General features: G+C 38.0%; 13 protein-coding genes. 8 read left to right on the top strand and 5 right to left on the bottom strand.

The window, feature by feature from the left end:
• The first annotated feature begins 6 nt into the window (after positions 1-6).
• The 6 genes from ACKXGU_RS14330 to ACKXGU_RS14305 all read left to right on the top strand — a co-directional run bounded on the left by ACKXGU_RS14330 (position 7) and on the right by ACKXGU_RS14305 (position 4,300).
• Positions 7-714, top strand: a complete 708-nt coding sequence (locus tag ACKXGU_RS14330) for a tetratricopeptide repeat protein (RefSeq protein WP_463465949.1) — start codon at positions 7-9, stop codon at positions 712-714.
• A gap of 11 nt (positions 715-725) precedes the next feature.
• Complete coding sequence (locus ACKXGU_RS14325) at positions 726-1,094, top strand: DUF1428 domain-containing protein (protein ID WP_463465948.1); 369 nt, start codon at positions 726-728, stop codon at positions 1,092-1,094.
• A gap of 82 nt (positions 1,095-1,176) precedes the next feature.
• Positions 1,177-2,346, top strand: coding sequence for a DmpA family aminopeptidase (locus ACKXGU_RS14320; protein WP_463465947.1), 1,170 nt, complete (start codon positions 1,177-1,179; stop codon positions 2,344-2,346).
• 5 nt (positions 2,347-2,351) lie between these two features.
• On the top strand, positions 2,352-2,738 hold the full coding sequence (locus ACKXGU_RS14315; protein ID WP_463465946.1) for a DUF1801 domain-containing protein: 387 nt from the start codon (positions 2,352-2,354) through the stop codon (positions 2,736-2,738).
• Between the two features lie 9 nt (positions 2,739-2,747).
• Positions 2,748-3,113, top strand: a complete 366-nt coding sequence (locus tag ACKXGU_RS14310) for a DUF2200 domain-containing protein (protein WP_463465945.1) — start codon at positions 2,748-2,750, stop codon at positions 3,111-3,113.
• A gap of 77 nt (positions 3,114-3,190) precedes the next feature.
• A complete protein-coding gene (locus tag ACKXGU_RS14305; protein ID WP_463465944.1) occupies positions 3,191-4,300 on the top strand; it encodes a ligand-binding sensor domain-containing protein in 1,110 nt (369 codons plus the stop codon).
• Between the two features lie 60 nt (positions 4,301-4,360).
• On the opposite strand, the gene ACKXGU_RS14300 is transcribed toward ACKXGU_RS14305, so the two are convergent.
• From ACKXGU_RS14300 to ACKXGU_RS14290, 3 genes are all read right to left on the bottom strand, one after another.
• Positions 4,361-4,870, bottom strand: coding sequence for a YceI family protein (locus tag ACKXGU_RS14300; RefSeq protein ID WP_463467441.1), 510 nt, complete (start codon positions 4,868-4,870; stop codon positions 4,361-4,363).
• 168 nt (positions 4,871-5,038) lie between these two features.
• Positions 5,039-5,560, bottom strand: a complete 522-nt coding sequence (locus ACKXGU_RS14295) for a Crp/Fnr family transcriptional regulator (protein ID WP_463465943.1) — start codon at positions 5,558-5,560, stop codon at positions 5,039-5,041.
• A 176-nt stretch (positions 5,561-5,736) separates the two neighbouring features.
• Positions 5,737-7,458: a serine hydrolase gene (locus tag ACKXGU_RS14290; RefSeq protein WP_463465942.1), complete on the bottom strand. Its 1,722-nt coding sequence runs from the start codon at positions 7,456-7,458 to the stop codon at positions 5,737-5,739.
• A 141-nt stretch (positions 7,459-7,599) separates the two neighbouring features.
• Between ACKXGU_RS14290 and ACKXGU_RS14285 the strand changes: the two genes are divergently transcribed.
• Together ACKXGU_RS14285 and ACKXGU_RS14280 are read left to right on the top strand one after the other, a co-directional pair.
• On the top strand, positions 7,600-9,492 hold the full coding sequence (locus ACKXGU_RS14285) for a DUF294 nucleotidyltransferase-like domain-containing protein (RefSeq protein ID WP_463465941.1): 1,893 nt from the start codon (positions 7,600-7,602) through the stop codon (positions 9,490-9,492).
• A gap of 1 nt (position 9,493) precedes the next feature.
• Complete coding sequence (locus ACKXGU_RS14280; protein ID WP_463465940.1) at positions 9,494-10,162, top strand: 3'-5' exonuclease; 669 nt, start codon at positions 9,494-9,496, stop codon at positions 10,160-10,162.
• Between the two features lie 47 nt (positions 10,163-10,209).
• Here the strand turns inward: ACKXGU_RS14280 and acs are convergent, their stop codons facing one another.
• Both acs and ACKXGU_RS14270 read right to left on the bottom strand, forming a co-directional pair.
• Positions 10,210-12,117: an acetate--CoA ligase gene (acs, locus tag ACKXGU_RS14275; protein WP_463465939.1), complete on the bottom strand. Its 1,908-nt coding sequence runs from the start codon at positions 12,115-12,117 to the stop codon at positions 10,210-10,212.
• Positions 12,110-14,023 (bottom strand): acetate--CoA ligase, encoded by a 1,914-nt coding sequence (locus ACKXGU_RS14270; RefSeq protein WP_463465938.1) that lies wholly within the window; start codon positions 14,021-14,023, stop codon positions 12,110-12,112. Before ACKXGU_RS14270 ends, acs begins: the two co-directional genes overlap by 8 nt.
• Positions 14,024-14,320 lie beyond the last annotated feature (297 nt).

The following is a 14,320-nucleotide window of genomic DNA, read 5'->3' as shown; positions in this document are numbered from 1 at the left end:
AACGCCATGAAATTACTTATCATTCCCTTTTTCTTATTAGTTTCTGTTTGTACGACTGCCCAAAACACCAACTATATATTATGGGAACGGCAGGCTGAAACAGATATCTCACTACAACCAGAATATGGTCATGCAGAAAAAACAGAATCCCAAAAAGCAGATGATGCGGCATTTAAAAAAGACATCTTGGAATACTACAAGGGCGATGCGAAAATGGCCAGTAAAAAAATGAGTGATTTAGGATTTGTGTATTTGTACGACAAGGGTGATTTTATAACGGCCATGCGACGATTTAATCAAGCTTACATGCTAAACCAAAATAATGCCGATGCCTATTATGGGTTTGGAACGATTTATTTTAATCTTGGCGCCATGGGAAAGGCTCGCGAACAATATGACAAAGGATTAAAGATCAATCCTGAACACAGTAAAATTTTAACGGATTATGGCACCACATACCTTGGTGATTATTATGAGAGCCTTGAAAATGACTCGAGCGATTCTTCAGATTTTCTTATAAGAGCCAATGATTATTTGGAAAAATCCCTTGAATTTGATGATAGCGATTCCAATACGGTTTACAAACTTTCCATTGTAAAGATGTATCTTGGAGATTGTAAACAGGCGAAAGAATTTCTAAAAAGGGCTAAAAAGATGAACAATCAGCATGTGACAGAATCTTTTGAACAGGAGCTCAACGCAACATGTAAATAAAATTAACACCCATGGCAAACTATATTGATGGCTTTGTGCTACCCGTTCCCAAACAACACCTTGATGAATACCAGAAGGTGGCTAAACAGGTGGCTGAAATCTGGAAAGAATATGGTGCCTTGGCCTATCATGAGTTTGTGGGTGATGATTTCACTTTGGAAGGCGTAAAATCGTTTCCAGAAACTATAGCTAGTAACGAAGACGAGGTGGTTGTATTTGGTTGGGTTGTTTTTCCGTCCAAAGCCATTCGGGATTCAGCCAACCAACAAGTTCCATTAGACGCCAGAATGGCTAAATTGGTTGCACCCTTGATGGACTCTGAACGCTTGATTTTTGATGCCAGTAGAATGGTATATGGTGGGTTTAAGTCTTTTGTATAAGATACTGAATAACTTAAAAATCATCTGGACACTTTTTTAACCATTTGTTTCTTAATTTAGTAAAAAACAAAACCAACTGAATATGAAACGCTTCATCGTATTTTTATGGATTGCCTTATTTATATCCCATACATATAGTCAACAACGTAAAGCCCGAGATTTGGGTGTTCCTTTTTTGGGAGAAACTGGCACCTATAATGCCATTACCGATGTACCAGGTGTTGAAGTAGGTTATAGTACCATTATATCAGGTGACAATGACCATATTTTAGGAAAGGGCCCCGTTAGAACAGGCGTGACTGCCATTTTCCCCAGAGGTAAGCAGAAAAAATTCAGTCCTGTGTTTGCTGATTGGCATAGTCTAAACGGCAATGGCGAAATGACTGGAACTACTTGGATTACGGAGTCGGGTTTTTTGGAAACACCCATCATGATAACCAATACCAATAGTGTGGGTGTGGTGAGGGATGCTGTTTTAAAATGGTATGTTGATACCGATTGGTACCGTGGTGAAAATTGGTGGTACACCTACCCGGTTGTTGCCGAAACCTATGATGGGTTTTTGAATGATATTTACGGATTTCATGTAAAAGAGGAACATGTGTTGGAAGCCATTAATGATGCCAAAAGCGGTCCCATTGCAGAAGGCAATGTTGGTGGTGGAGTAGGAATGACATGTTTGGGCTTTAAAGGCGGTACGGGAACTTCATCGCGCGTTATTAAACTCAAAGACACTACATATACGCTTGGTGTACTGGTTCAATCCAACTTTGGGGGTAAAAATAATTTCAGTGTATTGGGTGTTCCTGTGGGCAGAGCCTTGAAAGACACGCTTAATTATGAGTACCATGCACCTCCAAAATCCAGAAGACAAGAAGGTGACGGTTCCATTATAGTCGTGGTTGCTACAGATGCGCCTTTGTTACCACACCAATTAAAACGCATAGCCCAACGGGTAACCATAGGAATAGGCGTTGTTGGCGGTAGAGGCAGTAATGGGTCTGGAGATATTTTTATAGCATTTTCAACAGCCAATGAAGATGCCTTTAGTCGCGAAAAGACTACCGATTTAAAAATGTTATCAAACGATTGGATGACACCCTTTTTTGATGCCACAGTACAGGCAGTAGAAGAAGCCGTTATAAATGCCATGATTGCTGCGGAAACCATGGAGGGTATTAACAGAAACAAAGCCTATAACCTCCCTCCTGACCTATTAATCAAAACATTGAAAGACTATAACCGCATGTGATGAGTATGGATATCCAAACTTACAATCAAACCCAAGAGGCTTCAGATCAAGAAATCTGTAATATATTGGCCAATCTCATCGACAGTGAATTACCAGAAAGCACCAGTAAGATATGGCATGGGCATCCTGTTTGGTTTTTAAATGATAACCCCATAGTAGGTTACAGCAAGCAAAAAGCGGGTTGGCGCTTAATGTTCTGGAGTGGTGCCAGCTTTGATGAAGCTGGTCTGTCAGTTAGAGGTCAAAAGTTTAAAGATGCTTCCGTATTTTATACGTCACCTGAACAAATAAATCCAACTGACTTGAAACGCTGGCTTCAAAAAGCCCAAGATATTCAATGGGACTATAAAAATATTGTCAAACGAAAAGGCCAATTGTTACGGCTCAAATAACAGGATACTATGAAAGTAACACCAGAGAAAAATGAACAGGTTGCCAATTTAATATTTGCATCCATTTACCCACATTATCTAAATAGAATAGAAAAAAATGGCAGAACAAAAGCCGAACTCAACCAGGTAATTGAGTGGTTCACCGGTTTTGATCAAGAGACTTTACAAGCGCTTATTGATGAAAAAGTGACATTTAGAACATTTTTTCAAAAGGCTAAAATAAATTCGAATGCCGATTTGATTAAAGGCGTTGTTTGTGGTTATCGGATTGAAGAGATAGAAGATGAATTTGAATTGTATAGACAATGCAGACAGATGGAAAAACTTATTGATGAGTTGGCCAAAGGGCGTAAAATGGAAAAAATATTACGCTAACCCAAAAATTGACACTTTTTTGACACTTGAAAACAGTCCGCTATATGGCTTTGGGTTACATTTGAAAAAAACCTTTTATGAGTCACGCAACATCCATTTTATGGTTGGTTATAACCTTCTTAAGCATATCCTGTAATGGTCAAAAAGGTCAGGTTAATTCCAAAGATGAACCTACCCAAACAGAAACCGATTCCGACTACTTATTTACGCCTAGTGCCAAACCAGATAGCACTAACATTCCGAATGATACCTTCGTACCACTTTTTTACGAAGGCCAATTGGCGCATTGGATTCGAACCATCCATGAAGACCCTAAAGGTAACCTTTGGTTTGGCACCAATCATTATGGTGTTATACGGTATGATGGTGAGGGTTTGACCTATTTCACTAAAGACAAAGGGCTTGGTGATAGCCGTGTATCGGCAGTTGTTGTGGAAGACGATAGCTCGATTTATTTTGGCACCTCTGAAGGCATTACACAATATCATCCTGAAGACAATAGTTTTTCTTATTTAACTACCGATGATGGATTGGTTCACAATGAAATTTGGTGTATGACCAAGACCAAAGATGGCACAATCTGGATTGGCACATCAGAAGGTGTCAGTCAATTTGATGGTCAAACATTTTCAACGTTTCACATACCTAAATCCAATGTGTCGAATCCGCAAGCTCTTATTTCCTATGATCGTATAACCAGCATACTAGAAGATAATCATGGTAATCTCTGGTTTGGGACTGATGGTTACGGTATTTGTAAATATGACGGCAAAACATTTACACATTTCACCAAAGCAGATGGATTATGTGACAATACTATTTCGGGACTATTTGAAGATAGTACTGGTTCTATATGGATTGGTACCATGTTTGGTGGCATCAGTCTATATGACGGCCAGAATTTCAAAAATCTAACTAGCGAGGGTCTAATTAAAGGAACCGAAGCTTCTGGTTTTTATGAAGACATCGATGGTTCTGTTTGGTTTGCTATGGAACATCAGGGCGTTTACAACTATGATGGCAGTACCTTTAGGCTGTATAACCAAGAATCTGGACTGGGTTCTGCTGGCATTATTACTATACTTCGAGACAGCAAAAAACGGTTTTGGTTTGGTGGCTGGAAAGGTTTGTTCCGATTTAAAGACCAACAATTTGATACCATTACCAAAACTGGTCCATGGGATTAGTGCAAAAAAACCACCTATTTAGGTGGCTTTTTGATTTGGTTGCATGCAATTTGCTATTAATTAAAACTGTAAGTCGGCTATGATGTCAAATTCATCATAGATTACTTTGTCTTGTAGGTTGTCAAAGAAGCTACTAGAACCATAACGTACATCGTATTTACTACGATCCACTTTTAAATTAGCTGTTGCTTTACTGCCATACACAGACATAGTAAATGTTACAGGATGTGTGGTGCTTTTAATGGTTAGATCACCTGTGACTTCATAAGAATTTTTACCAGTTGCTTTAACATTAGTAAAAACCAATTGTGCTGTTGGATATTTTTCAACACCAAAGAAGTCATCTGATTTTAAGTGACCATCCAATTTACCTTTGTATTCTCCAGTTAAATCTGTTGAACCAATGGTCGTCATATCCATTACAAAACTGCCACCTGTTAAGGTTTCACCATCAAATACCAGATTCCCTGATTGTATAGCGATAGTACCTTCATGTGATCCTGTTACTTTATAGCCTTTCCATTGTACTTGGCTATTATCTTTCTTAATGTCTTTTTTTTGAGCATTCATAGTTGTGAATGTTGCAAATGCAACCAAAATTACTGTTAATCGTTTCATTGTATTTAAATTATTAGTGTAATTAATTTTACAATGCAAAGTTGACACATAAGCACGGCTTAAAAAATGAACTAGATTATGAAATGATGTTAAACTAGTTTAATATGATTTTCTGGAGGTCTACTGAGAAGCCAACTGACTCTTTATTTTGCTCAAGAATTCTTTAGTTATACCTAAATAAGAAGCCAATAAATATTGAGGTATGCGCTGCTCGATGTTGGGATAGGTACTTCTAAAATAGAGGTAGCGCTCTTTGGCTGTCATACTAAAGTTTCTAATGATGCGCTTTTGGGAAGCGGCCAAACCACGCTCCAATAATTTTCTAAAGAACCGTTCCAACGATGGAATTTTTTGGAAGACCTCATCAATGGTATCCACATGGAATTGCGCCAACACCGTATCTTCCAAACACTGAATATTGAACTGCGCTGGTTTTTGTTCAATAAAACTACCGATATCGGAAACCCACCAATCCTCTACTCCCAACATGATAATGTGTTCCTGACCAGTATCATCTACATAAAACATTTTGGTACAGCCTTCCAAAATAAAGCTGCTGTGTTTACAAACATCACCTTGCTGAAGAATATATTGCCCTTTTAAATACTTCCTTTCGGAAACATAGTTGGACAATACGTCCAATTCTTGAGGGGTTAGCTCAATATAATTACTGATATAATTGAAGAGTCGTTGGATCGTTTATTGCTTTAGAAATTTGAAATCAAAAATAATAAATAAAGCTCTAGTTCTGTATTTTTAGAAATTTAAATCACTGGAGCAACTTTAGGTTAGAGAACCCAAATTTATGAATGTGGACGCTACTGAATTTTGTTTGCAGGCATATCCTGACCATTTTGGTGTAAGGTCAAGCTATCTATTTTGCCTTTGTCGTTGGCATTGAAAGTTACTTGTGCATCAACAACCTTTAAATAAAATTTGTTATACGTAGACGCGAATAACTCAAATTGTGGCTGACCTGTTGCCTGGGCTAACAATTGTTTATCTTGACGAGTGACCGTAATAACAAATCCTGGTTGCAATTCATATTGACCACAATAGGCATCCATCACATCAATGGGAACCTCAACATCCGTGACCAATTCTGATTTGGCAACACCTAACCTCAATAGCACCGTTTTCGCATTGTCATTAGCAGGATTTAACTCTAACGACTTCTTATAATTGGTTATGGCTTGTGCAGTATCACCCACTTTTAAATAGCCTTCACCTAAAGAATCGTAAGGATTGGAAGCTTTTGGAAATGAAGCTACATTTAATTTAAAAAGTTCCAAGGCCATCGTATTTTGACCTTCAGATAAGTATTTATAACCCAAGGTGTTTAATTGATTTTCATCAAATTTATAGTTATCCGGTTGCTCCATCTTTAACTGCTGATAGAGTTTAATAGCCGATTCCATACCGTTCGCATTAATCTCTTTATTGACGACAGTTGCTATAGAAGGGGTTGGCATTTCCAATGGCCTGGGATCTCCCAATAGCTTCATACCTAAACGACCTATATCAGTATCTGCATTTCCCAAAACTACAACACCCTGTTGGGTTCCTTCAATAAACCCAGTGAATGATTTATAGCCGCCTGTGGCACCATTGTGCCAGATTATGGTATCATCGCCATTTTGTGCATAATGCCAGCCCAGACCAATTTTAAATTGGTCTTCCTGGTTTTCATAAGCTACCTGTTGACTTAATGTCATGGCTTCAAAAATGGCTGGTTTTGAAACACCCATATTAACTTGTAAAAACTTGACCATATCCTCGCTTGTTGAACGGATACCTCCTGCCCCAGCCAAGCCTGTTAAATCCCAATTGGACACCTCCACACCTTGTGCATGAGGTTTTGCCAGATGGTTTTTCATACTATCGGTTAATGTCAGTCTGGTACTAATCATATTGCAAGGATGCGCTATTTTTTCTATTAAAAGTGTTTCATAGCTTTTGCCTGTATGTAATTCCAAAATATGTCCCAATAATCCCATGGCATAATTGGAATATTCATATAGTGAACCAATATCCCGAGTTAGTTCATAAGAAGACAAAAATTCATAAATCAATTCTGGAGTGTAATCCGCATAAGGATTTCTAGGATCTTTAGGGTTAAAATTATCAGGCATTCTGGGCAATGCCGATGTATGTGTGGCTAAATCCAATAGGGTAATTTCCCTACCATTTCTAGTAGGAACCTTAACCTCTTTAGGCAAGTACATCTTGATGGGATCTGATAATTTCATATTGCCTTTCAAAACTTCATCAGCCAACATGATACAGGTGAAGACTTTAGAAATAGACCCTATTTCATAAACCGTATGTTCATTTACTGGAATGTTATGTTTTAAATCGGTTGTGCCATAATTATAGAAATCAACTTTATCGCCTTCAATGTAGGCTATCGATATTCCTACATTTTCACCAGACTCCACTCTGGCCTGAATATTTTCTTTAACGGTATCTGGTATTTGTACTTGAGAAATGGCCTGAAAACTTAAAAAAAGAAAGAGGCAGCTTACTAGATATTTCATCATTATTGGATTTTAGGAATAGCAAGATACCAAAAAAAGGTGCAAAATTATCCACACAACAACCTGATTTACAAAGTATATCATTTTACCAATTTTATGACAATTCTCATAGTTATACCTAACAATTATGACTAACTTTCTGTCATGAATACCATCGCACTGCGTATATCGGATTTCTTAAAACAATATCCACCATTCAACATGCTTGAGCATGATCAATTGCTGGCCATATCTGGAGCTGTTGAAGTGATTTATGTGGAGCCCGAGAACTTTGTTTTTAAAACTACCGAAGCCGTCAAAAGTGTATTTTATGTGGTTCGTGAGGGTGCCATTGGCTTGTATCGGGAAGACACCCAAAACCTCGTTGATGAATGTGATGAAGGCGACATCTTTGGTTTACGCGCCTTAATCAGACAAGGCAATTACAAACTCACAGCCAAAGCTTTAGAGGAAAGTATAGTCTATAGTATTTCATCTGATTTGTTAGAAGAATACATTACCTCAAACATGGAGGCCAATAAGTTTTTAATGCAATCCTTTGCCTCCAATACCTCATTAAGACACGATAACACTTGGCAAAACCCACTGTCAGCAGTGTCCATTGGTGACTTTAATGAAGCCGAAAGTATAACCTATAGCAAAAATCCTATTTCATGTAATCCAGATACGCAAATACAGGAGGCAGCCAAAACCATGACCGACAAACGTGTTGGGAGTATCATTATCACGGATAACAAAAAACCCATTGGTATTATAACGGACAAAGATATACGGATTAAAATTGCTACAGGTCAAGTCAGTATTGAGGCGCCAGTTACTGAAATTATGTCCTCACCCGTTATTACCTATCCTGAAACTATTTCAGTGGCAGAAGCCCAAATTGCTATGTTGGAGCATAAAATAACTCACCTGTGTATCACCAAAGATGGTACACCTAATTCTGCTTTAACCGGTATTTTGTCAGAACATGATATTTTGGTTCTTCGGGAAAATAATGCCTCGGTATTAGTAAAAGAAATCACACGCTGCAAAACCAGTCTTGAATTAAAACAGATTCGGATTCGTTGTGAATCATTATTAAAACGGTATTTGGAACAAAATTTACCCATTAACCATATTTCTAAAATTATTTCAGCCATTAACGATAATATTACCAAGCAGGTCATCAGCTTGGCACTTAAAGATATGCCTACAAAACCACCTGTTGACTTTGCTTGGATGTCAATGGGTAGTCAGGGTAGACAGGAGCAATTGCTGTTAACGGATCAAGATAATTTTTTGGTTTTTGACAACGTTCAGGAAGCAGACCATCAAACAACACAAAACTATTTTTTAGAATTTGCAAAAAAAATCACCGAGGGTTTGAACACCGTCGGTTATGAGTATTGTCCTGCCAATATGATGGGTAGTAATCCCAAATGGTGCCTATCATTATCTGAATGGCAATCACAATTTAAACGTTGGATTACCCATCCTGATCAAGACAATTTGATGCTTTGCACCATATTTTTTGATTTTGCATTTGTCTATGGTGACCAAACTCTGGCTAATAAGCTATCTGAAAATATTTTTGATGCCATTGATTCTCATGATATCTTTTTAAATTATCTCGGTTTGAATGCACTTAACAATCCGCCACCATTAAGCTTCTTTAGAAACTTTTTAGTAGAATCTTCAGGTGAACATAAAGATCAATTTGACATTAAGGCACGAGCGATGATGCCATTGGTTGATGCTGCACGTTTGCTGATTCTATCGAAACACATAGCGTCCATCAATAATACCACAGCACGCTATCAAAAACTAATGGATTTGGAGCCTCAAAACAAGGATATTTATGAAGCATGCCTCTTGAGTTATGAAGATCTCTTGCGTTTCAGAACCAAACAAGGTCTCAAACATACCGATTCCGGTCGTTTCATAGATTTACAGCAATTGAGCAAAGCAGATAGATTAGAGCTTAAAAACAGTTTCAAAGCCATAAAATCGGTTCAGGAACTCATTCAAACCCGATTCAAATTATCACAACTCATGTAATATGGGATGGTTTAAAAAACATAACTATCCGCCTTTCTGGAATGAGTATCTATCGTCGTTTGACAACCATTCTGAACAAGACCTTTATGATATCAGGTTCATTGTTTTTGATACTGAAACCACAGGATTAAACCCTAAAATTGATCGGATACTATCCATTGGAACCATTGCTATTAAAAATAATACCATTAGTGTTTCTGATCAATTAGAGGTCTATTTAAGGCAAGACACGTTTAATGCAGACACCGTTAAAATTCATGGGCTTTTAAAAACGGGAAAGCTAGAGAAAGTTTCTGAAGAAACGGCTATCAAGGATTTTTTAAAACATATCAAAAATGCAGTACTAGTTGCGCATCATGCAGCATTTGATATTGCCATGATCAACGCCTGTTTGAAACGTCTGGGCTTACCCAACCTCAAAAACAAGGTTGTTGATACTGGATTTGTTTATAGAACCACCTTGAATTCAGCAAACCCGAACCTGCATTTCAGTTTGGATGACCTATCGAAACAATTTAACATTCCACAACATGATAGACATACAGCTTCTGGTGATGCTTATATTACGGCTGTTCTGTTTTTGAAATTGATTGCCCTCTTAAAAAAGAACAAGCCTAAATTAAAACTGGAAGACTTAACTTTACCAAAAAAACGCATCGGTTTGTTTTAAAAAAAGCGCTTCAACCGAAGCGCCTTCTTTGATATTAATCAATAATTTTATAGCGCATTATCCATAATATCCTGAACCACTTCCGGGTTAAGTAATGTGCTAATATCTCCCAGGTTACTCGTATCCTTATGGGCTATCTTTCGTAAGATGCGTCTCATAATCTTACCCGATCGCGTTTTTGGTAAGCCTTGAGTAAATTGAATTTTATCTAATTTGGCAATCGGTCCAATATGTTCCGTGATAATCTGGTTGATTTCCTTGCGTAAATTATCATGATTACGGGTTTCACCAGTATCTTTTAAAATTACATAACCGTAAAGGGCATTACCTTTGACATCATGTGGGAAACCTACAATAGCCGATTCAGATACAGCTGGGTGTTCATTGATAGCATCTTCGATTGGTGCTGTTCCTAAATTATGACCTGATACAATAATGACATCATCCACACGACCTGTTATACGGTAATAACCAACCTCATCCCTTAAAGCGCCATCACCCGTAAAGTACTTGTTTTCAAACGCTGAAAAATAAGTATCCTTATATCGTTGATGATTACCCCAAATGGTTCTTGCCATACTAGGCCATGGGAATTTAATACATAGACGCCCTTCTACCTGATTGCCTTTTAATTCTTCAGCATTTTCATCCATCAATGCTGGTTGGATACCAATAAATGGTAAGGTAGCATAAGTAGGTTTTGTTGGGGTGACATAAGGGATTGGCGTAATCATAATACCGCCTGTTTCTGTTTGCCACCAGGTATCCACAATAGGACTATTTTTCTTTCCAACATTATCGTTATACCAGTGCCATGCTTCTTCATTGATTGGCTCTCCCACAGAACCCAAAACTTTTAATGAGGATAAGTCATATTTTTCAACTAATTCAGAACCTTGCTTGGCTAAAGCACGGATAGCTGTTGGAGCTGTGTAAAACTGATTAACCCGATGTTTTTGAACAATCTCCCAAAAACGACCAAAATCCGGATAACTTGGCACACCTTCAAACATCACAGTAGTAGCTCCGTTACACAACGGACCATAGACAATATAGCTATGTCCAGTAATCCATCCTATATCAGCCGTACACCAATAGACATCACCATCCCGATATTGAAACACATTTTTAAAGGTATAAGCCGTATAGACCATATAACCAGCAGTGGTGTGTACCATGCCTTTAGGTTGTCCCGTAGATCCCGATGTATATAAAATAAATAGCGGATCTTCAGCTTTCATGATTTCAGCAGGGCATTCATCAGAAGCTTGTTCCAATAACGGCTCCAGCCATTCATCTCGACCGTCTTTCATAGTCACCTCACTTTTAATCCGTTTGGCTACAAGAACGGTTTCAACACCAGGACATGATTCCAAAGCATCATCTACGATACCTTTTAAATCAATCGTTTTGGCACCACGATAAGAACCATCACTCGTGATGACCATTTTGCAATCGCAGTCATTAATCCGTGTTGCCAAAGCTGTAGAAGAAAATCCAGCAAAAACCACTGAATGCACTGCGCCAATTCTAGCGCAAGCCAATACAGCAATAGCCAATTCTGGAATCATAGGTACATAAATACAAACCCTATCACCTTTTTGAACACCTTTTGATTTTAATACATTGGCCATTTTATTGACCCTATGATACAGTTGTTTGTAAGTGATATGTTCCGCCTTTTCACTAGGATCATTAGGCTCAAACAAAATAGCTGTTTGATCGGCTCGTGTTGTTAAATGCCTATCGATACAGTTTTCGGTAATATTGAGTTGGGCACCTTCAAACCATTTAATTTCGGGTTTTGAAAAGTCCCAGCTTAATACATTATCCCATTTTTTCCGCCATAGAAAATGTTCACCAGCTACTTCTTCCCAAAAGTTTTCTGGTTCTCGAACTGATTTTCTATAAACTTGATAATACTCTTCTAAATGTTTTATATGATAATTACTCATGACTCGTTAAGTTTTTATGTATTCCTATTTGATTGATTTTATAAACTGCAGTTATTTCATTTATGATTTCAGGATCATCGATAGTCGATGGAATATTATAACTCATCTCATCGGCTATATTGCGTAACAATTTACGAAGAATTTTTCCAGATCGTGTCTTCGGCAACCTATCGACCACCAGAACATCTCGAAATGAAGCAACCGCTCCAATTTCATGTCGTACATCCTGAATAATCTGCTTTTGGATATCTTCTTCACTGTCGTTGTTTTCAGCTTTTAACACCACTAATCCTAATGGTTTTTGGCCCTTTAAATCACAGTGGACACCAAAAACAGCACACTCTGCAACCGCTTTATGCGACGCCACAATTTCTTCCATTTCAGCCGTTGACAAGCGATGCCCAGCAACATTAATAATATCGTCTACACGACCAGTAATAAATACATAGCCATCTTCATCTTTATAGCCCCCATCTCCCGAAAAATAATAGCCCGGAAATTTTTCCAAATAACCTGACTTAAAACGTTCCGGATTTCCCCAGAGATTCATGAGCGTTCCTGGTGGCAAAGGTAATTTTACTGCCACATAGCCCTCACTACTGGATGAGACTTCCTGGCCTTCTTCATTTAATATTTGGATATCATAACCACACACTGGAAATCCTGCCGATCCTGGTTGCACATCCTGTAATTCCAAACCAGCCATATTCGCCAACATAGGCCAGCCACTTTCGGTTTGCCACCAATGGTCGATGACAGGAACTTGAAGTTTTTCTTCTGTCCATTTTAAGGTAGCCACATCGCAACGCTCACCCGCCAAAAACTGATATTTTAGGCACGACATATCAAACTGTTTCAAAAACTTGCCGTTTGGGTCTTCTTTTTTAATTGCACGGATGGCTGTAGGAGCTGTAAACATCACCTTCACACGATGTTCGCTAATGACCCGCCAAAAGGTCGATGCATCTGGTGTTTTGATAGGTTTTCCCTCAAAAAGAACCGTGGAATTGCGATTGATTAGCGGTGCGTAAACAATATAACTATGACCAACTACCCAACCGACATCGCTGGCAGCCCAGTACACATCTCCAGGTTCTACCCCATAGATATATTTCATAGAGAATTTTAAAGCTGTGGCATAACCTCCTGTATCACGAATAATCCCTTTGGGTTTTCCTGTTGTACCAGAAGTATATAAAATGTATGATGGATGCGTTGAAGGAACAGAAACAGCTTCTGCTGGAACAGAATTCTCAACGAGTGTTTGATAATCCACATCATAATCCTGTTTTGGGATTTCAGCGTTGAGATTTCTATTAAAAACTATGACTTTTTGAGGCTTGTGGTTAGCCAATTTTATAGCCTCATCCACATAAGGTTTATATGGAATTATACGCTGAATCTCAATACCGCTAGATGCGGTGATAACCGCTTTTGGTTGACAGTCGTCAATTCGGATGGCTAATTCATTGGGTGCAAATCCCCCAAATACTACAGAATGAATCACACCAATCCGAACACAAGCCAACATAGCGTAAATAGCCTGTGGTATCATTGGCATATAAATGATGGCCGTATCGCCTTTTTGCAGACCTAATGACTGGAGACCTCCAGTCAATTTGGAGACTTCATCATGTAATTCATTAAAGGTTATATGCTGTTTGGTTTGAGTAACTGGTGAATCATAAATAATAGCTGTCTGACTTCCAAAACCATCTTTGATGTGTTTGTCTATACACAGGTAGCTTAAATTTAATTCACCATCTTCAAACCATTGATAATAATCATGTTGACCTTTAGATACTATAATTTCCGGTTTTTTAAACCAGTCCAGTGCTTCACTTTGGGTTTTCCAAAATCCTTCGGGATCTTGGATACTGCTATTATAAAATTGCTGATAGGTCATGACTTTGTTTTTTTTGAATTAAACAAACCAAACCAATTGGGATTTAAAACCTTCAGTTTAACCAAAACCCAAATAATCACAATAAAACAAACACCAATAACCATAGAATTAACGGTACTTATAGGTGTGTCATTTTCAAATTTAAAACGAAGATATAGGGTAATAAGCACGTAGATACTAATAATAATATCGGACGCTAACGGGTTGATACGAAATTTCATAATCAATACTACTTTTCAAATAAGCACATATAAAAATCTGCGACTTATTCTATTAAACATTGTTTGTTTGCACACA

It is taken from the genome of Hanstruepera sp. CR43 (assembly GCF_055227665.1).
This window is presented reverse-complemented; position numbering and strand designations above follow the sequence as displayed.

Bases quoted from the DNA above. Each gene is read 5' to 3' on its own strand.
- ACKXGU_RS14280 (WP_463465940.1), top strand. From the start codon at position 9,494: ATGGGATGGTTTAAAAAACATAACTATCCGCCTTTCTGGAATGAGTAT.
- ACKXGU_RS14315 (WP_463465946.1), top strand. From the start codon at position 2,352: ATGGATATCCAAACTTACAATCAAACCCAAGAGGCTTCAGATCAAGAA.
- ACKXGU_RS14320 (WP_463465947.1), top strand. From the start codon at position 1,177: ATGAAACGCTTCATCGTATTTTTATGGATTGCCTTATTTATATCCCAT.
- ACKXGU_RS14285 (WP_463465941.1), top strand. From the start codon at position 7,600: ATGAATACCATCGCACTGCGTATATCGGATTTCTTAAAACAATATCCA.
- ACKXGU_RS14305 (WP_463465944.1), top strand. From the start codon at position 3,191: ATGAGTCACGCAACATCCATTTTATGGTTGGTTATAACCTTCTTAAGC.
- ACKXGU_RS14290 (WP_463465942.1), bottom strand. From the start codon at position 7,458: ATGATGAAATATCTAGTAAGCTGCCTCTTTCTTTTTTTAAGTTTTCAG.
- ACKXGU_RS14325 (WP_463465948.1), top strand. From the start codon at position 726: ATGGCAAACTATATTGATGGCTTTGTGCTACCCGTTCCCAAACAACAC.
- ACKXGU_RS14300 (WP_463467441.1), bottom strand. From the start codon at position 4,870: ATGAATGCTCAAAAAAAAGACATTAAGAAAGATAATAGCCAAGTACAA.
- ACKXGU_RS14330 (WP_463465949.1), top strand. From the start codon at position 7: ATGAAATTACTTATCATTCCCTTTTTCTTATTAGTTTCTGTTTGTACG.
- ACKXGU_RS14310 (WP_463465945.1), top strand. From the start codon at position 2,748: ATGAAAGTAACACCAGAGAAAAATGAACAGGTTGCCAATTTAATATTT.
- acs (WP_463465939.1), bottom strand. From the start codon at position 12,117: ATGAGTAATTATCATATAAAACATTTAGAAGAGTATTATCAAGTTTAT.
- ACKXGU_RS14270 (WP_463465938.1), bottom strand. From the start codon at position 14,023: ATGACCTATCAGCAATTTTATAATAGCAGTATCCAAGATCCCGAAGGA.